General features: G+C 50.1%; 16 protein-coding genes. 13 read left to right on the forward strand and 3 right to left on the reverse strand.

Annotated elements, in window-relative coordinates; genetic code table 11:
• Nucleotide 1: 1 nt before the first annotated feature.
• From AC27N8_RS31650 to AC27N8_RS31660, 3 genes are all read left to right on the forward strand, one after another.
• On the forward strand, nucleotides 2–2860 hold the full coding sequence (locus tag AC27N8_RS31650; protein ID WP_487073035.1) for an ABC transporter permease: 2859 nt from the start codon (nucleotides 2–4) through the stop codon (nucleotides 2858–2860).
• Nucleotides 2861–2949: 89 nt separating this feature from the next.
• On the forward strand, nucleotides 2950–4440 hold the full coding sequence (locus AC27N8_RS31655; protein WP_487073037.1) for an ATP-binding protein: 1491 nt from the start codon (nucleotides 2950–2952) through the stop codon (nucleotides 4438–4440).
• 8 nt (nucleotides 4441–4448) lie between these two features.
• A complete protein-coding gene (locus AC27N8_RS31660) occupies nucleotides 4449–5108 on the forward strand; it encodes a response regulator (RefSeq protein WP_487073039.1) in 660 nt (219 codons plus the stop codon).
• Between the two features lie 48 nt (nucleotides 5109–5156).
• On the opposite strand, the gene AC27N8_RS31665 is transcribed toward AC27N8_RS31660, so the two are convergent.
• Both AC27N8_RS31665 and AC27N8_RS31670 read right to left on the reverse strand, forming a co-directional pair.
• The gene (locus AC27N8_RS31665; protein WP_487073041.1) at nucleotides 5157–6596 is read right to left on the reverse strand and encodes a sensor histidine kinase; all 1440 of its coding nucleotides are present in this window, start codon (nucleotides 6594–6596) and stop codon (nucleotides 5157–5159) included.
• 4 nt (nucleotides 6597–6600) lie between these two features.
• Entirely contained in the window at nucleotides 6601–7269 is a 669-nt protein-coding gene (locus tag AC27N8_RS31670; RefSeq protein WP_487073043.1) for a response regulator transcription factor, read from the reverse strand.
• Between the two features lie 317 nt (nucleotides 7270–7586).
• Here AC27N8_RS31670 and AC27N8_RS31675 point away from each other — a divergent pair, with 317 nt between their 5' ends.
• The 9 genes from AC27N8_RS31675 to AC27N8_RS31715 all read left to right on the forward strand — a co-directional run bounded on the left by AC27N8_RS31675 (nucleotide 7587) and on the right by AC27N8_RS31715 (nucleotide 17598).
• Nucleotides 7587–7832 (forward strand): hypothetical protein, encoded by a 246-nt coding sequence (locus tag AC27N8_RS31675; RefSeq protein ID WP_487073045.1) that lies wholly within the window; start codon nucleotides 7587–7589, stop codon nucleotides 7830–7832.
• Complete coding sequence (locus AC27N8_RS31680) at nucleotides 7829–8704, forward strand: undecaprenyl-diphosphate phosphatase (protein ID WP_487073047.1); 876 nt, start codon at nucleotides 7829–7831, stop codon at nucleotides 8702–8704. The genes AC27N8_RS31675 and AC27N8_RS31680 overlap by 4 nt, the downstream gene beginning before the upstream one ends.
• A gap of 23 nt (nucleotides 8705–8727) precedes the next feature.
• On the forward strand, nucleotides 8728–9381 hold the full coding sequence (locus tag AC27N8_RS31685; protein ID WP_487073049.1) for a DedA family protein: 654 nt from the start codon (nucleotides 8728–8730) through the stop codon (nucleotides 9379–9381).
• Between the two features lie 225 nt (nucleotides 9382–9606).
• Nucleotides 9607–10776 (forward strand): hypothetical protein, encoded by a 1170-nt coding sequence (locus AC27N8_RS31690; protein WP_487073051.1) that lies wholly within the window; start codon nucleotides 9607–9609, stop codon nucleotides 10774–10776.
• 9 nt (nucleotides 10777–10785) lie between these two features.
• Nucleotides 10786–11391, forward strand: a complete 606-nt coding sequence (locus AC27N8_RS31695; protein WP_487073053.1) for a hypothetical protein — start codon at nucleotides 10786–10788, stop codon at nucleotides 11389–11391.
• Nucleotides 11392–11605: 214 nt separating this feature from the next.
• Nucleotides 11606–12796 carry a hypothetical protein gene (locus AC27N8_RS31700; RefSeq protein WP_487073055.1) on the forward strand — a complete coding sequence of 397 codons (1191 nt, stop codon included), beginning with the start codon at nucleotides 11606–11608 and terminating at the stop codon, nucleotides 12794–12796.
• A 9-nt stretch (nucleotides 12797–12805) separates the two neighbouring features.
• Complete coding sequence (locus AC27N8_RS31705; protein ID WP_487073057.1) at nucleotides 12806–13369, forward strand: hypothetical protein; 564 nt, start codon at nucleotides 12806–12808, stop codon at nucleotides 13367–13369.
• A gap of 302 nt (nucleotides 13370–13671) precedes the next feature.
• Nucleotides 13672–15873, forward strand: a complete 2202-nt coding sequence (locus AC27N8_RS31710) for an APC family permease (protein ID WP_487073059.1) — start codon at nucleotides 13672–13674, stop codon at nucleotides 15871–15873.
• A gap of 333 nt (nucleotides 15874–16206) precedes the next feature.
• Nucleotides 16207–17598, forward strand: coding sequence for an ArnT family glycosyltransferase (locus AC27N8_RS31715; protein ID WP_487073061.1), 1392 nt, complete (start codon nucleotides 16207–16209; stop codon nucleotides 17596–17598).
• A 100-nt stretch (nucleotides 17599–17698) separates the two neighbouring features.
• Here AC27N8_RS31715 and AC27N8_RS31720 read toward each other — a convergent pair whose 3' ends face one another.
• Nucleotides 17699–18250 (reverse strand): transposase, encoded by a 552-nt coding sequence (locus AC27N8_RS31720; protein ID WP_487073063.1) that lies wholly within the window; start codon nucleotides 18248–18250, stop codon nucleotides 17699–17701.
• A 440-nt stretch (nucleotides 18251–18690) separates the two neighbouring features.
• Here AC27N8_RS31720 and AC27N8_RS31725 point away from each other — a divergent pair, with 440 nt between their 5' ends.
• A complete protein-coding gene (locus AC27N8_RS31725) occupies nucleotides 18691–20094 on the forward strand; it encodes a sigma 54-interacting transcriptional regulator (RefSeq protein WP_487073065.1) in 1404 nt (467 codons plus the stop codon).
• The last annotated feature ends 22 nt before the right edge of the window (nucleotides 20095–20116 follow it).

The raw sequence follows: 20116 nt of genomic DNA on the forward strand, positions 1-20116 counted from the left end.
TATGAAAGCTTCTATCTATCTCAGCTATCCCACAAGTTCATTGATACGAGGTGGACAGCGCTCCTTGCTGGCAATATTCTGTGTCGCCGTTGGTGTGATGGCGCTGGTCGCCTTGCAACTGGTCGGCGGAATGTTACAAAGTACGCTGACCGTGAACACACGTGCCACCAATGGTGGGGATATCGCCGTCGCCGCGCAGGCCAAACCGTTTACCGCCAGCGATCTGACATTCTTCAGCCAGCGTAAAAGCGCGGGCAATATTCTCAACTACACAGCCGTTGTGAACCAGACAAGCTCATTAAACTCAGTCTCAATCACCAGCGGCACTGGTGGCGGTGTACGTGCGTCCTCGTCCAGCGACTCATTTCAGTTGGACGCAGTTGACCCGGGTAACTATCCGCTGGTTGGGCAGCCGGACTTTGTGACGCCGACTGGCGGGAAACTTTCTTCCTTACTGACGAATAAACAGGTGGTCGTGACGCAAGCCTTCGCAACCAATACGAAGCATAAAGTTGGCGATACCATTACCACCTATATCCGATCACAAACTGGAACCGCTCAAGCGCTTCATGTCACCATCGCGGGTATCATCAGCAATACTGGAGGCTTTTCCGAGTCCAATAGCCTGATGCTCATCTCGCAGGCTGAATATAAGGCGCAGATCTCGCCGAAGTCCGCGCTGAGCTATAGCAATGTCTATATCACGACCGCTGATCAGGCGCAGACAGATGCGACCGTCAAAGTGCTCAACCAGCACTTCACGCAAGCTTCTACCCAGACGGCGACCGATGTGCTGAAACAGGAGCAATCCTCAATCGATAACGTCAACGAGTTTCTGGAGATCGCTGGTCTGCTGGCTTTGCTGATCGGTGGCGTTGGGATTGTTAATACCATGCAGGTGCTGCTCTCACGGCGTAAGACAGAGATTGCTATGCTCAAGACGGCTGGTTATCGCCGTGGCGATCTTTATGCTCTCTTTGGATTGGAGGCTGGTCTGCTGGGTCTGATCGGAGGCATCATTGGAGCTGCGGCCTCAATCGGTGTCAGTGCCATTGTACGCATCCTGGTACAAAACCTTGGCTTCAGCGTGCCGTATGTCATCAATCCGCTTACAGTTGCAGGCGGAGTGATCATTGGTATTGCGACCTCACTGATCTTTGGCTTGCTTCCGATTGTCCAGGCGGCCAATATTCGGCCCCTCAATGTGATCCGCGACACTGGAGAAAGTCGTGGCGCTGGCAGCGTCATTCTGAGTCTTATCCTACTCATCTTGTTGTCTGTCCTCTTTTGTGTGCTCGCTATTATCATCTTAAATAATAACGTCATGCTGGGTATTGAAGCCGTCTATGGCACTTTTGCCTTCTTATTGTTGCTCAGTGGCTTCTTCAGCCTGGTCGTACTCGTCGTAAGCAAGTTGCCTGTGAGAAATCACTTCAGCTATCTGCACATTCTCTTAACAGTGATTGGTCTGCTGCTGGCGGTGCTACTCTATCAGGTCGCGCCGGTCTTCGGGTTCGTCGTTTTCGGCATCACGGTTTTGGGGCTGCTGCTGATTATCGCACCACGTACCTGGCAGGTCAGTACCAGATTGGCGCTACGCAATATTGGTCGTCAGCGTTCGCGTACCACGACCACCATGGTGGCGCTCTTTATCGGCATCTTCGCGATAGGTCTGGTCTTGTTACTGGGACAGAACCTGCAAGAGCAGATTAATAACACGCTGGCGCAAAATCTGACCTACAATGTGATTACGTTGACGACCGGAAAAGACTCGCAGACGCTCCACACGCAAATTGGGGAGATTCCGGGCCTTAAAAAATCTCAGGTTGATACATATACACAAACTCAAATAAAGACAGTCAATGGGAAGCCATTAAAGACGGTGACACCGACTACTACGAGCACGAAGGCGAGCGCTACCGCTCCTGCACGTAGAGGGGGAGGAATCTTTGGTGGTGGTCCGGGAGGCCCTCCAAACGTAGGCTCCACTGCTCCTAAAACGACGACCGACACCGCACTTGGAAGTAGTTTAGAGGGATATGATCTTTCCAAAACCCTTCCTGATGTGACAATCGCGCACGGACGTAATCTGAAGGCCAGTGATGCAGGTACAACGAATGTCGTGATTAACAGCTCTTTAAGTACCCCTGCTGCTGGTCAGGCTGCGATCAAGGTTGGCGATACGATTACTCTGGGCAGTACTGATGACAAGGTCGTCAAGACAGCTACTGTGGTGGGTACCTATAGTACAACCGTAGCGAGTGGCCTGGCACATATCGGCTCTATGCTGGTACCGAGCCAACTGGCAACTGACCTCAGTCCTGCTGCCACTGGTGTCACGACTATCACTTATATGGACATTTCATCTGCACAGGTCAATGATGCGATGAAAAAGCTGGGACAGCTTGTGCCAGACGCGAGCGTAGAGAATCTGGCGAGTATCGCTGATTTTGTGGAAAGCCTTCTCAATAGTATCACCCAGGTCCTCGTAGCGATTGCCTCGCTCTCGCTGCTGGCGGCCATTGTCATCATTGCGAACTCGGTCGCCCTGGCAATGTTGGAGCGTCGACGTGAGATGGGTATTCTCAAAGCTGTCGGCTATACCAGTACGGTCGTCATGAACGAAGTGATCATCGAGAACGGCCTGGTTGGCGGTATCAGTGCCCTGCTGGCGATGCTGCTGGCCAGCCTGATCATCGGCCTGGTTGGGAAATTTGTCTTCAACCTGACCCTGAGTGCTTCACCGCTGATCGTGGCCGGACTCCTTGGAGGAACGGTTCTGTTGACGATCCTGACAGCTGTACTTGTTGCCTGGAACGCCGTGTGCGTGCGTCCACTTATGGTATTGCGCTACGAATAGTAAACGGAACGTCGCACGCTCGCGTGCGACGTTCCATCTGGCATATGCTATACTATGGGCGTCATTTTTTTTCGTGAAAGCGGTAAGGCATGTACGGACATCAAGCTCCACGCTTCTTTCGTCGGCTCGGGGGGAAACTGACATTAGCCTATACGTTAACCTCTGTCGTCTCCTTTTTGCTGGCCGAAATTGTCGCGATCGCTATCGTCTTCTGGGTTATCCATAGTGAAGCTGCAAATGCCGCCTTGCAGAGCCTCGAATTGAATGCTCCACAAGTGGCCCCCTATGTTGTCACAAGCCCTCCTGATCGGCGACTATTGACATCCTGGCTGTATACCATTAGCAACAACTCATTGCGGATACCGACGCTCAATCAGCTTGATTCCTTAAGTGTGGTCGACGCACAGGGCATGACGATTGCTTCGATTGGTCGGCATCCCAGCATGCCTGATACGTTGGTGCAGACACAAATGTCGCCACAAATCCGTAGCAATTTCCAAGCAGTGCTCAGCGGCTCTGGAGGCACCAAAGGCTTGCTCGGACAGGAGGCGGATGGTACGCCGGTAGCTATCGCCGCGATCAGCGATACGCATGGGAAGATACAGGGAGCACTCATCATGTACATTTCCCAGCCTGATATGGTCACCCTGATCGGGACGTCCTTTCATCTGATTAGCGTGACGGCGATCATCGTGACGATTATTGCTGGAATTGCCGGATTAATCTTTGGGTATCTCAATGCGCGTGGCATCACCAATCGTCTCCAAAACTTGTCCATCGCGGCCGACAGATGGAGCCGTGGCGACTTTAACGCTCTGACTCAGGATACCTCAGAGGATGAATTGGGACAATTGGCGCGTCAATTGGATCTTATGTCCGGGCAATTGCAGAATCTCCTCCAGACCAAACAAACGCTTGCGACCTTAGAGGCACGGAATCGCCTGGCTCGCGACCTGCATGATAGCGTCAAGCAGCAGATCTTTGCTGTTGCTATGAACATTGGAACCACGCGATCCTTGCTCAAGCGTGATCCCGAGGCTGCCGAGGCGAGCTTGAAGGAGACAAGTAAACTGGTGGCTCTGACGCAGCAAGAACTGACATCGCTCATCCGAGAGCTACGTCCGGCGGCCTTGAATGGGAAAAATATTGCCACTGCTCTGCACGAATTAGTCACGAGCTGGGCGCAGCAGACCAACATTGTTGCCAACGTGCGCACAGAGATCCCATATCCACTGCCATTGACCGTTGAGGAAGCTTTCTTTCGTGTCACGCAGGAAGCCCTATCCAACGTAGCGCGTCATAGCAAAGCCACGCTGGTCCAGGTGGAGCTGAAGGCGGTCCAGGATAGTGTGAGGCTGGCAATTAGCGATAATGGGCAAGGCTTTACAAAACAGCACCATGATGGATCTGGTCTTGGCCTGCACTCGATGCGGGAACGCATGAAAATTCTGGGTGGGGATGTCCAGATTGAGAGCACTGTAGGATCTGGTACTAGAATTATCGCGCAGTGCGCATATCGGCATCGTAGTGCTGACAATCAGCCGTCAGGAGTTGAGGCTGTATCTGACTCCATGGAGTAAACATTGCTATGACTGACAGTATCTCTGTCCTTATTGCGGATGATCATGCGCTGGTGCGCCAGGGGATCTATACCTTCTTAGCCTCCCAGGAGGATTTTATTGTGCTTGGGGATGCGAACTCGGGTGAGGTGGCTGTCCAGATGGCTGGCGAGCTCGTTCCCGATGTGGTTCTCATGGATCTGGTGATGCCTGGCATTGGAGGCGTCGAAGCGACCCGTCAGCTCAAACAGGTAAGCCCACGCTCACAGGTTATCGTGCTGACTTCTTATTACGAAGACGAATATATCTTTCCTGCTCTGCGTGCGGGTGCGCTCTCCTATGTGCTCAAGGATATTGGTCCCGATGAACTGGCCGATACCGTACGCAAGGCGGCACGTGGCGAATCGGTCTTGCATCCCCGTGTCGCTGCCCGCGTCGTCCAGGAACTACGCGGCACGCGTACCGATATTCCTAATCTCTTCACCGACCTGAGCAATCGCGAATTAGAGATTCTCAAGCTGATTGCCAATGGTCACACGAATGGCGAGATCGCTGGCAAGCTCACCATCAGCGAAAAAACGGTCAAAGGGCACGTGAGCAATATCCTGACCAAGCTTCACATGCTTGACCGCACACAAGCTGCTGCCTTTGCCTGGCAGCAAGGATTGATGATGCGGCGCGATCCTTAAACTCAGCTGTCCCGTCCTGATGATCTTGTACTATGATCTCAAATCTGCTTATTCCGGCGGTAATGAGAGGAGTGGGAGTGAGATTGTGAAGCTGCTTCCCTGTTTGAGGATGCTTTCGACGTGAATGGTGCCGTTGTGCTGCTTGATGATGCCCTGGGCAATGGCGAGCCCGAGACCTATCCCAGGCAGGATACGAGCATTTGGGGCGCGATAAAAGCGCTCGAAGAGCCTGGACAAGTCGTCTTGAGCGATACCTATACCTGTATCTGTGATCGCGATGTCTATGTATTGACCGATAATTGTGCCCGCGACCGTGATCTTGCCACCATCGGGTGTATATTTGCAGGCGTTCTCTAGCAGAATCAAAAAGACCTGTTTGAGGTAATCAGCATTGCCTGAGACGACGGCATTCTCAATCCTCTCAAAACCCTGGCATTCCAGTGTGAGCTGATTGACTGGAGGACGGCCCTGGCGGCATGCTTCGCTGATAATGTCGACGATGAGTAGTGGTGTTTGTGTAAAGGATGTGCTGGCATCGGTACGAGCAAGCATGAGCAAGCGCGTAACCATACGAGCCATGCGTTCTGTCTCTCCGTGGATATTTTCCAATGCGTGGGCCTGAAATTCTGGATCACTTCCCAGCTCTTTTTTCATCAGGTCCAATGAGGAGAGAATGATCGTTAACGGTGTGCGCAGTTCGTGCGAGACGTCTGCCAGGAAGCGGCGCTGAAGATCATTGACGCTTTGTACCTGTTGATAGGCATCTTCTAGCGAGTGCAGCATGCCGTTGATCGTCTGGGCCAGGCTGTTGATTTCATCTGGACGCTCACCGACCTGTAAGCGCAAGGAGTGATCGCTGGTCATCGCGATATGCGAGGCAGAGTTTGCGAGCTGTTCCAGGGGACGTAGCATATGGCGTACCAGTAACCAGACAAGGATCGCGGCCAGTATGAGCATGATGATAACTCCGCTGTAAAGTAGCGTTAAAAGCAGGTTGATGATCCTGCTATTGGTGATGTCTGCAGCTGCCAGAACGTATCCCTGGATCTTGCCTTGCACAATAACAGCATGTCCGTACATCATAAATTTGCTGTTATCAAACGGGACCTCTTTGAGTACGATGTTTGCCTGTATGGCTGGTTTGATCTGAGCGAGCGGTAAGATAAGCCTTCCCATATTATTTGAACTGGCAAGGGGCCTGCCCTGCTGATCCTGATATTGTAGATAGGTCTCTGGCGTGCTAAAGGCTTCCAGTTGCTTATGGATGAGTGAGAGGTTGGTTCCTGGTTCTTGCTCTAGCGCGTCCGTGAGGGAATTAACGTTTTGTTGCAGACCTTCCTGCGTGACAGTTATCAGGACCCAATGTGCTATGAGGAATGTTGTGAGCACTAAGAGTAGTAGCCCGCCTGCCAGGATGGCAATAATCCAGAGGGTCAAACGGGTATGAATAAGACTGATTTTCTGTATGAAGCGATGCTGTGCCGGCATCACATTATCCTTTCATTACGTAACCGACCCCGCGAATCGTTTGGATCAGGCGTGCATTGCCATTGGCCTCTAATTTTTGGCGCAGATGTCCCATATGGACCTCCAACACATTTGTTTCCAGAGTAGCATCGTAGCCCCAGATCTGTTCCAGAAACTGGTTACGTGTCAATACTTGCCGCGGATGGCGCATGAGCATAAGTAGTAGGTCATACTCGCGTGTTGTCAGTTCTATTAACGCTCCCTGTCTACGTACCTCGCGAGAGACCTGATCCAATTCCAGATCGTCGTACGTGAGCAATTCTTGAGTACCACTATGACGACGCAATACGGCGCGCATCCGTGCCACTAACTCATCAAAGGAGAAAGGTTTAGGAACATAATCATCTGCGCCCAGGCCCAGGGCCAGAACCTTATCCGCGACATCATCACGCGCCGTCAGCATGATGATAGAGACCTCTCTATGGAGGTGCAAGCGACGACAGACCTCCAGACCATCGATACCAGGCATCGTGATATCCAGGAGCACCAGTTGCGGCTGATAAGTTTGTGTTGCTGTCAGTCCGGCCTCACCATCCAGAGCTGTATAGACCTCAAAGCCCTCATAGGCTAATCCTCGTTTGAGTAAGGAGATAATTTTCGGGTCATCATCTATTAGCAAGACACGCGTTGCCATTGCAAAAATTCCTCGTGTTGGATGCATGAACTGCATTTGTATTCGTATATTTGTATCTCTGTTTTATGAATAGAAGCATATCACAGAGAACCTCCTTCTTTGGAGCCATTATATGCTCACTTCGGAGTAGTTACAGGGACCCTTTATCAAATCTTTATCCTGGCTTCATACAGATTTCAGTCGTAGTACATATTCTGAGACGACAAGCTTGCTCATCTTTGTTTCATCTGGGGTTGCTAGAATAGATGCTACGAAACAGAGCCTGATTTACAGATGAAAACAGAGTCTGATCTACAGATGAAAGGAAGAAAGACAATATGAATAACAAAAAGACTTTTTTTATTGGAGCAATTATTGCTGCGGTTGTATGCATTGGTATCAGCATTTACTATATTGTGCCTGGATATGATCATTTATTGGTGACGCATGACTCCACTCATTCTCATCCGACCCATGCCTTTGCCTTCTTTGCGCTTGCGGTGATCTGTATCATCGGTAGCCTGATTACGCGTCCAAAATCGGTCAGCATGCCCACACAATCTGACACGGAGCACCCTGTATGAATATTACGTTCTGGCAAACGCTGTTTCTTGCACTTCTCCAGGGTGTCACCGAACTTTTTCCCATCAGCAGTCTGGGTCATACCGTGATCCTTCCCAGCCTGCTTGGTTGGGGAGATCTGGTACGTGACAAGCATTTCTTGCCCTTGATCGTTTCTCTCCACCTTGGAACCAGTATCGCCTTGATTCTGTATTTCTGGCGCGATTGGATCAAAATTCTGGCTACGCTGGGAGACAGTATCAAAAAAGGCGAGATCCAGCGGGGGACCGACTCATGGGTAAGCTGGCTCGTTCTGATCGGATGTATCCCGGCTGGCTTGATTGGCGTCTTTTTAGAAACACCCTTAAAAGATTTGTTTGCGTCCCCACTGATTGCTGCTTCGTTTTTGATTGTCAATGGTTTCATTTTGTTCTTTGGTGAGATGTTGCGCAAGCGACGCGGGGCACGAGATGCTTACTCTGGACCACTGATGCCAAAAACGAGTCGTGCGTTGTCCTCATTGTCCTGGAAAGAAGCACTGCTGATTGGTCTGGCTCAATCATTGGCGTTGATACCGGGCATCTCTCGTTCGGGTGTCACCATGGTTGCGGGCTTAGGTGTAGAACTCGATCATGAAGATGCGGCACGTTATTCCTTTTTGCTCGGTACCCCCTTAATAGGTGCCGCTGCATTTTTGGAGATCCCTCAACTGCTTGGGCAATCGGCTTATGTATTAATCATCATCGTCATAGGTGTTATCGTGTCCGGTATCGCTGCTTTTCTAAGTACAAAATTTCTTTTGAAATATTTTGAAACTGGACGCTTGAATCCATTTGCGTACTATTGCTGGGGAGCCGGACTGCTTTCATTGGCTCTGCTCCTGATTTTTCGTTGATATAAAGATAAACAAGGATATATATGGCTAACATTACCACGTTCCTTACGACTGTTATCACAAATCTTTACATTTCTACGGGCTTGTTAGGACTTGTTCTGGCTATGGCCATTGAAAGCTGTTGCATTCCACTGCCGAGCGAGATAGTCATTCCGGTCGCAGGGCTCTTACTGGCCCAAGACAAGTTGCTTCCAGGTGTAAACACGCTTGAAGGTGTCTGCTTGATCGCTCTGGCTGGTTCTATTGGCTGTCTGCTTGGGTCGATCGTCGCGTACTGGATTGGTTTTAAGGGTGGTCGTCCGCTAATGCTGAAGTATGGACGTTATGTACTCATCTCGCGACACGATGCGGAGAGAGCTGATCTCTTTTTTCAGCGTTGGGGGAGTGCCACTGCGTTTTTCTCGCGGCTACTCCCTGTCATACGTACCTATATCTCATTGCCAGCTGGGATCACAAAGATGCCATTTCTTAAATTTTGTCTTTACTCCCTGGCCGGTTCTTTTCCCTGGTGTCTACTACTTGCTTATGCCGGCGTGGTGCTGGAAGGGAATATGGCGGTCATTGACCCGTATTATAAAAGTTTTGAGTATGTGATCGTTGCGCTCGTTGTCATTTTGATTGTACTGTACATCTGGCAGCACATTCGCAATGATCGCCGTGCACGCAGCAAGGCATAAATCGTCCTTTATCAAAACTTTATCTTAACTTCATAGAGACTTCAGTAACGGCAAGTATCCTGAGTAGAGCGCACCTGTGGAACTGCACTATGTCTGCAACGCCATAGGTGCGGGCTCCGGAACAGTTTGAAGCACCTCTTTTTACTTAATAAGTAGAGGCAAGGGTATCAATCTGGCTTGAGGCGCATTGAAGAGAAAGTAAAAGTAATCAAAAGGACGATTTATATGGCCCAACACACCATTGGCGAGACACGTTCGATACGTGAGATAACCTCGCATGAATTATCGTTAAGCTCTGTGGTCAGGATACGCTTGATTGCGGCTCTGGTCATCACATTGAGTTCGTTGATCTGTTTTTTAGGAACGAGTTGGGATATTCAGTGGCATGTGTTTGTGGGACGCGATCGGACGCTTATCCCGCCGCATGAGATGATGTTAACCGGTATTGCTCTGACGGGTATTGCCGCTCTCGTGGTTGTGATTACTGAGACCATCTGGGCTCGGCAAAATCGAAGCAATACGAAACAGGTTACGCCATTTGCAGGCATCTTTTCTGCACCGCTGGGTGTCTATATTGCTGGTTACGCGGCCCTCAATTCGGCTGTGGCCTTCCCTTTAGATACCTACTGGCATACTCTTTATGGTATCGATGTCACGCTCTGGGCACCTTTTCACGTGATGATTATTAGTGGTATGGCCTTGACTGGCCTGGGTGCTGCTTATATGTTTGCGTCAACAGTAAACCTTGCCCAGCGTATGCAGGCATTTGGCGCGAGGCGGATCGCCTATCTGGGTCTGATGGTAGCCCTGGCTACTACTCTGTCTCTCTTCATGCTACTTGAAGTCAATGGTATTGATACCCCTATCTTTGGTATCGCTCCCTTTCCATTTCTGATGGGATTGCTGGTTGGCTGTATTCTGATTGTTGCAAATTCTATTCTTCCCTGGAAGTGGGGCGCGACAAGCGTTTTCGGTGTGAGTGCCCTTTTTGTGATTATTGATCAATTGGTCATTCCGCCAGCCTTAACTTTGCTCATGCAAATTGAACAGTTAACATTTCTGAACAGGCACCATTCTGCTCCCCCCAGCATCTCCGTGGTTGCCGTTACCTGGCCTCTCCTGACACTCTTTGCGGCTATACTTGTAGATCTGGTGGCGCAAAGCGCAAAAAAGCGTCATTGGTCACAACGAAAATTGCTGATTGGATTAACTTTAGCTGTTGTTGTGAGCACGATACCTGTTACAGTTGAAAATCCTATTACCATTGTTGATATGCTGAGTGCATTGGGTATCGTGGGAACTATTGTGACATTTCTGTTCGGTATTCCAGGAATATTTCTGGGTATCAAGTTTGGACAGAGCATGGCGAAAATTCTGCGCACATTGGAGGGATAGCCCATGAAGATGTCAAAATTACTGCTGCAAAGGTTTATGCTTGTGTTGGGCGTTGCCGCTTTGGTTGTGGTGCTGGTAGATCTTGGGATCTCGATTGCGGCGACTATTCCAGGTTCGACACCTGCACGTGTGGAGCATGTCAAAGCTGGTCCCTATCAACTGACCGTTGGCTTGTATCGTTATCCCGCCAGTGCTGGTTATGCCTTACCTTTTACTGTAACTCCTGTGAATGTTTCCAGCGACTCTCTGACGTATCAGATTTTTTCTGTTCCGGCTAAGGGGGTAGATGCGACGCCGGTTAGGGCGACATTCAGTCCTGTAGCGAATGTACGTAACGGTATTCAAGGGGCGGCTGAAATTACCGTCAAGGGAACCTGGTCGTTACAGATCCAGGTCAATGGTGCGGCCGGCTCGGGATTAGCTACCCTATCGTTTCCAGCAACGGCGCTACCTGCCGTTCCAGTCTGGCTTGGCTGGGCGGTCGGATTGCTTCCTTTTTACGTTCTTGGAGTCTTTTTCTTGATGCAGATGTCTCGTAACAGGCAGACGATCGGGCTGGAAGACGATAAAGAGGTGACAAATCCTGCACAAAGTGTTGATGCGCTCGCTGTCTAGCAGCGTGTGACCCATTCAAGATTGATGGCGACGAAAGAATCTTGAATGGGAATACTATCTTTGGCTTGTAAATGGTACAAAATTGACACACTTTTGGCAATAAGTCGTTATATCTCGGCGCTATCCTTATTCATAGAGAGAAATGAGCAAGGATAGCGATCTATTAGCAGGTTCTGCTTGCTCTTAGTATATGAGAAATGAGGACTTCTTTCATATGGTACAACACAGTATCAGTGAGACGCGTTTAGGACGCGACATCGCTCCGCAGACATTGTCATTACACACAGTTGTCAGAGTACGCTTGATTATGGCTCTGCTTATCACCGTCAGTTCATTGACCTGTTTTTTAGGAACGAGCTGGGATATTCAGTGGCACAATTTTGTCGGACGTGATCGGACGCTTATTCCACCGCATGAGATGATGTTAGCTGGCATTGTACTGAGCGGCATCGCAGCTCTGGTGCTGGTGGTCATCGAGACGATCTGGGCGCGCCAAAATCGCAGGAGCCCACAGCAGGCTACTCCTTTTGCTGGACTCTTTTCTGCTCCCTTAGGTGTTTATATTGCTGGCTATGCGGCTCTCAATGCGGCTGTCGCCTTTCCTCTGGACAGCTATTGGCATTCGCTCTATGGCATCGATGTCTCCATCTGGGCACCTTTTCACGTCATGATTATCGCTGGCATGGCACTGACTGGTCTGGGGGCTGCGTATCTTTTCGCCTCAACGGCTAATCTTGCCACGCGCATTCAGGCGTTTGGAGATCAGCGGATTGCCTATGTGGGCATGGCAGTGGCTTTTGCCTGCGTACTGTCTCTCTTCATACTTCTCACCATTGATGGATTGGATGTTGAGAATCTGCTTCCTTTGGGCGTGGGCGTTGGAGCCATTAGCTTCTTTCCATTTCTGATCGGTTTGCTGGTGAGTGCTGTCCTGGTTGCTGCTGCCGGCATCCTTCCCTGGAAGTGGGCTGCCACAAGCGTTTGTGGCGTGATGGCGCTTTTTGTGCTCATCGATCAACTGGCTATACCGCCGGCCTTAACGCTATTGATGCAGTCGGAACAGCTAACCTTTCTTCGTGCGGATCGTCCAGCCCCACCAGTAGCAGTTGTGAGCGTTTCGTGGCCGTTGCTGACCCTCATCGCCGCCCTGTTGATCGATCTTGTGATGCAGCGTGCCAAAAAGCGGAACTGGTCAAAGCGGCAGTTGCTGGTCAGATTAGCACTGGCTGCTTTTGTATGCACTATTCCTGTTTTCATCGCCAATCCTACCGTCGCTCTGGAAGTCATCGGTGTCCTTGGTGTGATAGGAACTGTCCTGACGTATGTTATTGGCTTTCTGGGCATCTTTATTGGTATCGAGCTTGGACAGAGTATGAGTAAAACCATGCATACATTGGAAGGATAGTGCATAAAGATGTCAAAAATATTGCTGCAAAGAATCATGCTTGTCGTAGGCGTTATCGCATTGCTGGTCGTGCTGCTAGATCTCGGGATCTCGATCGCGGCCACCATCCCAGGTACGACTCCTGCGCGCGTAGAACATATCAAGGCCGGTCCCTATCAACTGACCGTCAGTCTGTATAAGTATCCCGCGAATGCCGGCTACGGCCTCCCTTTTGCTGTTGCTCCGGCGAGTGTCAATACGGGTGATGCTCTGACATATCAGATTTTTTCTGTCCCCGCCAAAGGTGTCGATGCCAATCCGGTCAGGGCGACGTTTAGTGCCGATCCCGATGTGCATAATGGTGTCAAAGGTGCCGCAGAAGTGACCGTTAAAGGTGACTGGTCATTGCAGATCCAGGTCAATGGGGCCGCAGGTCAAGGAGTGGCGTATGTAACGTTTCCGGCTACCGCGCTGCCTGCCGTTCCCAATTGGCTAGGTTGGCTGATTGGACTGCTTCCCTTTTATGTGCTTGGCGGATTTTTTCTCATGCAAATGTCGCGTAACAGACAAGTAGCAGCCATACCTGTGGGGTAGGCTGTAGTGTCAAGAGATCTTGAGGATTCATTGACGAACGTGGAAGAAATCTTGAGCCTTTGTGCTCAACTCATGAAGAGTATTGAGGGTTTGCTTATGTATGCTCAAGAAATCTTGAGGATTCACAGAAATCTATTGAGGTTTTCTTGATTTTCTATGACCTATACTGACAGCAGTCACGACAATTGATAGCGTAGAGATCAGCGCAGCGAGTGTCAATCTGATGCTTGTTGCGCGTGATGATTTTGATCCGAGCAGTTATCTTATTCTTGATGCTGTGACTATATAGGAGAGCATAAGCGATGTATCAAGAGGATACACAGACCCTCAATACCTCTGGTCGGAGTGCAGATACTTCTGCCACTCCAGAGAGCATAGCTATTCCAGCCCCCATGGCTAACGGGAATGAAGGAAAAAAGACCGCGGACCTTATCGACGAAGATGATCCTGCTCGCATTGCCCGCTCAAGATTTCTCAAAGGAAAGTATCCCAGTCACGAACGTATTCGGACGGTACGTCCCAGCAAGCAAGCCCTGGAGAGTGTCAGCCCTGGCTTGCTGAAGGCCACCGATGAGTTGTTAGCTCCTCCTTATGGTGGGAGCCGTCTGCTCTATTATATGAAGCGTACGCTGATCGGAATGCCTATTGCAAGCTCCCAGGCTGAAAATGAGCGCTTACCAAAGTTCAAGGCACTGGCAGTCTTATCTTCAGATGCGATCTCATCGGTTGCATATGCCACGGAGTCCTGTATGGGGGTCCTGCTGCTGGCGGGTCTCTCCTCATTGCATCTTGTGCTGCCCATCAGTATTGCGATCATTGTCTTGCTGGCCATCGTTGCCATATCATATAGTCAAACAATCCCGGCCTATCCCAACGGCGGTGGATCGTATATCGTTGCCAAGGACAATCTTGGAGACAAAGCCGGGCTGGTGGCGGCGGCAGCTCTGCTGATCGACTATGTTTTGACTGTATCGGTAAGTGTCGCTTCAGGAGTACAAAATCTGGCCTCCATTCCGGCCTTCAACTTCTTGACGGGACCGCATCTGGAGGCGCTGGTTGATGTGGGATTGGTGATTGTGATCACCGTCGTTAATCTGCGTGGAGTGCGGGAATCCGGTTCGATTTTTGCCATCCCGACCTACTTTTTCATCTTTAGCGCGCTCTTGATGATTGTGCTGGGCTTTTTCGACGCATTTGTGCTTCATCATCAGCCCTTAGTCGCGCAATTCCACGTCATCAACAATCAGGCGATCCACGCCACCGAATCCGTTTCGCTCTTCCTGGTCTTGAGAGCCTTTGCCTCGGGCTGTTCGGCCATGACCGGAGTGGAAGCGATCTCGAACGGGGTGCCGGCCTTTAAGAAGCCGGAGGCGCGTAATGCACGCGTGACGTTGATGTGGATGGCGATTATTCTGGGCGTCTTGTTTAGCGGGATCGCTATTCTGACCTTGTCCTACGGCATCGCCCCCGATCCAAGTGGAGCAACGACCGTGATCGCACAACTCGCTGCCAGAATCTTCTCTGGTCCGCTGGCCTTTATGTATCCGCTGTTCCAGATCGGCATCCTGCTCATCCTGACCCTGGCCGCCAATACCAGCTATGCCGACTTCCCACGGCTGGCGTCGCTACTGGCACGCGATAACTTTTTACCGCATCAGTTCGCCTTCCGTGGTGATCGTCTGGCCTTCTCAATCGGCATTGTTGTACTTGCCATCATGGCCAGCATCTTACTGCTCGCCTTTGACGGCAGCGTCAACCACCTGATCGACCTGTATGCAGTAGGAGTATTCATGTCCTTTACCCTCTCGCAGGGAGGTATGGTGCTGCACTGGTGGCGTCTACGTGCCAGTAAAAAGACCTGGCTGCGCAGCGCGATCATCAATGGTACAGGGGCTCTGACGACAGCACTGGTAGCTCTAGTCATTGCCATCACCAAGTTTGCCTCCGGTGCCTGGATCGTGGTGGTGCTTATCCCGTTGCTGGTACTGATGTTTATCGGTATCCACAAGCACTACTTGCGTGTGGAGCAGGAGCGTACTACCAATATTCCTGCCAGTCCGACCGATATCAAGCACATGTTCATTGTGCCGATCGCGGGCATGGATCGTGTCTCGATCCAAAGCCTCTCTTATGCACGATCGATCACGCACAACGTCATCGCCGTCCACGTCGCCATCGACGAAGCCGACGAGTGCCACGTGCGCGAGGAGTGGAAGCGCTGGCGACCCAATATCGGTGCCGATGAAAAGACAGAACTGGTGATCATCGAGTCCCCGTATCGTTCATTGGGACGTCCCTTGCTGGCCTACATCGACACCATCCATGAACTCTACAGCGACTACACCGTCACCGTCCTGCTGCCGGAGTTCGTCGTCGGACATCTGTGGGAGCATATCTTGCACAACCAGACCGCTCTGGCCTTGAAAGCCGCCTTGCTTTTCCGTCCGGGAATTATTGTCACCAGTATGCCTCAGCATCTGCTGGAGCGCGTCGCAAGAGTATAGGATAGAACCAGGCGAGCCTGGTTTGGTATCAGAACATTCAGCACAACAGTGTTTGCTCATTGTTGTGCTGAATGTTTTTGCTTTTTATACCCTAGAACTAGAGTGTATCTGAAGAAAGGCTGATTTTGTGAGGCGTTCTTCCAATGAGTAACAGGCCATGCTCAGACGTTTAAATGTTACCATGGTCGGCTTCCTGAGCGCATAAAAAGGAGCGCTGTCCGCTAAGATATTGTTTTAATCACCAGAGAGCAGGTATAATCAGATGAATTATGCCTGCCCTCTATTTGTGGAGGGAGATTTTATCAACATGGAAGTGTGTCAGGATCGTCGTTCATGGAAGAATTTAAACAGCCTTCTTTTTCAGCAGGCTTGCTTTTTGCACAATTTCAGAAAAAAGCCACTGCAGGCGTGAGTATTTTTTTGCTTGCTTTCATTATCCGGCTTATCTATATTTTAACAGCAGCCTCTCACTATCAACCCATCTTTGATGCTGGATTATATGATGCTATTGCGCGTAACCTGTTGCATAAAGGATGCTATTGTATCCACGGAGACTCTTTAACCGTCAGCCGTGCTCCTCTCTGGCCCTGGATTCTTTCCATTATCTACTATTTCTCGCATGAGCAAGTCTTTTTCGCGCAACTTTTCTACTGCTTGATAGGGAGTGGAACCTGTATCTTTATCTACCTTCTTTCGAAACAACTCTTTAAGCCATCGATTGCCTGGTTAACCGGGCTTATCGCCGCAACTTATACTGGATTGTTTCTTTATGATGGCTGGCTGTATTCTGAATCTCTCTACACATTTTGCCTGACAGGATTTGTCTACTCACTTTTCATGCTCCAGACCTGCTCTCAATCTCTTCTAGCCAAAAAGGATAAAGATCATGGTGCCAGCAAAAGTAGTCGCCCCTTTTTTAACAGATGGGTGTTATGGAGTGGATTGTTTCTTGCCGCAGCGATTTTAATACGGCCAAATGGATCAGGTCTCTTGCTTGTCGTATATTGCTTTATCGGCATCCATATCGTCATCAATGTTATAAAAGGACAACCATGGATGCCTCTGGTGATGCAAGCCGTATTGATGACATTGCTTGCGCTCATCATCGTTGCTCCCTGGACCTATCGAAACTATCAGGTTTCGCATCAGTTTGTTCTTGTCTCTACAGGCATGGGAGAGGTACTTGTTGGAGCGTATAATGATGGTGTTTTGACTCAACCAGCGGCAAACCAGGGGTTGTGGAGTCCTCCCAGGGGAACCAAAATCCATGATGAAGTGAACTATACTCCTGCCGATGATAAAAATAGTACCAATCAAGCCATTGGGTGGATCACCTCACACGTGGATAAGATGCCTCTCTTGTTAGCTCTTCATTTCGAGAATATGTGGAAGCCCTACTCCTATTCTCACGGGCTACCGATTGAAGAGTTTCCACAGCGATTTTCCTCGCAAGTTATCTTCTGGCTCATCCCCTTGCAATCGTACCCGATCTTTATCCTGGCCCTGCTTGATTGCCTTTTGACGTGGAGGCAACAGAAAAAAGAGCTTATGATTGTCTATATCGCAATTGCTTTTACCATTGCACAAAATGTCTTATTTTATGGCACCATGCGCTTTCGTGCTCCGATCGAGCCTCTACTGGTACTGCTCGCCGGCGATGCGCTCTGGAAGTCATTTGCCTTACTTAGAAGCCTGCCATGGTCGAGCGAAGCGAAGACCTCGTAACGTCGCACGCTGGCGTGCGATGTCCCACTCGACGTACGAGCCAGCACAATCTTGGCGAGCTACACAGGCGTGCCTGATCGTACATGAGTGGGACATTGGTTCATTCGGGAGGAAACGGAATATGACCGCATGAGTTATACTCACACGCATCTTTGATTTTCGTCTTTCCTTTTTTTAACATCGCAGCTAGAGGATTATTTAACATATATAGCCGTTGGTTTTCCAGATCCTTTTCGCTCCGGATAATGTGATCATAAAAGCTTCTTTGCCATAATTGGCCATGATGGTCTGCTAATTGCCCATTGATATGGCGTAACCATGCAACAGCACAAAAAGATTTGTAACTGTCTATAACATTAATGATACTTTTTGTATTTTCTCCCCGACCTTGATGCCAGATGATGCAATGAAGATGGTCAGGCATGATAATGAGAAGGTCTAATGCAACACCCGCAAAATGTTGAGGCAGATGATACCATTCATCCTTAAGGATATTTTCCACAACGGGTGTACTAAAAGGGCGGTCATGACGATCATGAGCACAGATAGTCATTGCATAAGCCCCAACTGTTTGATAATCATAATTGCGAAGATGCATGTTGCGGCGATGCTGATAAAAGATCCCTTGTATTTTCGATGAATGTGTAGACAATGGTAAATTCCCTTTCTTATTCACAAAAACATGTTCATATATATCCTATACCCCCATATAGCCAATAAAGCGGAAAGTAGCGTCAGGTCTTGGGCCTGATGTCCACTGGACGTACGACCGAAGGCAGCTGGCTAGCGCCACTGCAAGTATGCAAACCTGTTCAGTTGGGGTTCGAAAAGATCGCCGTTGGACGTGGGCTTGGCGCTAGCCGGCTGCCGTTCCGGTCGTACGTCCAGTGGACATCAGGCCCAAGACCTGACGCTACGGTGTCATCGCTTCGCTTGACACTGCCCTTGCGTTTTCTGTGATGAGGCTGTAAAATCAAGTATGGTTCCACATGTTTCTGGTCCCGTTGGATCATGCCGGATCGGTTCCTATTGCCCTCAATCCAAGACATGTATTCCGCGAGCCACCCCCCAAGAAAGGTAGCAGAAAACTGAATGACTATCACTACTCGACCGAGCACAGTTGGTGAGTTGCGTGAAAGTGGATATAAGGTGCTTTCCGTGAAAGAAGAGATGCGGAAAAACCTGATTCAGAAGATTCGTGATGGTGAAGAGCTCTTCCCTGGGATTATTGGTTACGAGGATACGGTTATTCCTCAGATTGAAAACGCCATTCTCTCGGGTCAGGATATTATCTTCCTGGGTGAGCGTGGTCAGGCGAAGACGCGTATGGCGCGCAGTCTGGTCAATCTGCTGGATGAATATATTCCGATTATCGCCGGCAGCGAAATTAATGATGATCCCTTTGAACCGATCAGTAAGGCGGGTCGCGATAAACTCGATGAGTTTGGCGAGCGTACTGAGATCGAGTGGATCGGTCGCGATCGTCGCTACGGTGAGAAGTTGGCGACCCCTGACATCACCATCTCCGACCTGGTTGGAGAAGTTGATCCGGTTCGCGTTGCCGAGGGCCGTTATCTGTCGGACGAGTTGACCATCCACTATGGGATGATTCCACGTACCAATCGTGGTATCTTTTGTATCAACGAATTGCCGGACCTTGCGGAGCGCATCCAGGTGGGACTACTCAACATCATGGAAGAGCGCGACGTGCAGATCCGTGGGTATAAGATTCGCTTGCCCCTCGATGTCTATGTTGTTGCCAGTGCCAATCCTGAGGATTACACCAATCGTGGACGTATCATCACGCCACTGAAGGACCGCGTTGGTTCTGAGATCAGGACGCACTACCCGACCACGATTGAGCACGAGATCACCATTATGGAATCCGAGAGCAGCTCGTTGCTCAAAGAGGATCTGGATATCGTGGTCCCGCAGTTCATGAAAGAGATTATTGCGGAAGTGACGCATCTGGCGCGTCGTAGTAACGACATCAGCCAGCGCTCGGGTGTGAGCGTGCGTGTCAGCGTATCGAATTATGAAAATGTGATCAGTAACGCCAGCCGTCGTGCGCTGCGACTCAAAGAGCGTCAGGTGGTGCCTCGCGTGAGCGATCTGGACGCGATCATTGCTTCGACAAGCGGCAAGATCGAGCTGGATGCGGTCGGCGATGTGAAAGAGGAGCGTGTGATCCAGAAGCTGGTCAATGGAGCGATCTTAAGCGTCTTCAGCCAGCATTTCGAGCCACGCGAATTTGAGCAGTTGGTGGCCGGCTTCGAGCGCGGACTCAACGTCCAGGTGGGCAATGACATGCCTTCGATGGACTATGTGACACAGCTTTCGAAGGTTGGCGGTCTCAGCAAGGCCATCGATAAATTGAACGGACGCGGTAATCCCGCCTTGATCGCCTCAACGGTCGAGTTTCTGCTTGAGGGACTTCATCTGAACCGGCGTCTCAACAAAGACGAAGTTAAAGGGAAGACACGTTATCGACGCTAGTACCCGTAGGCCCATAGACATT

Source organism: Dictyobacter sp. Z7_2 (assembly GCF_057551105.1).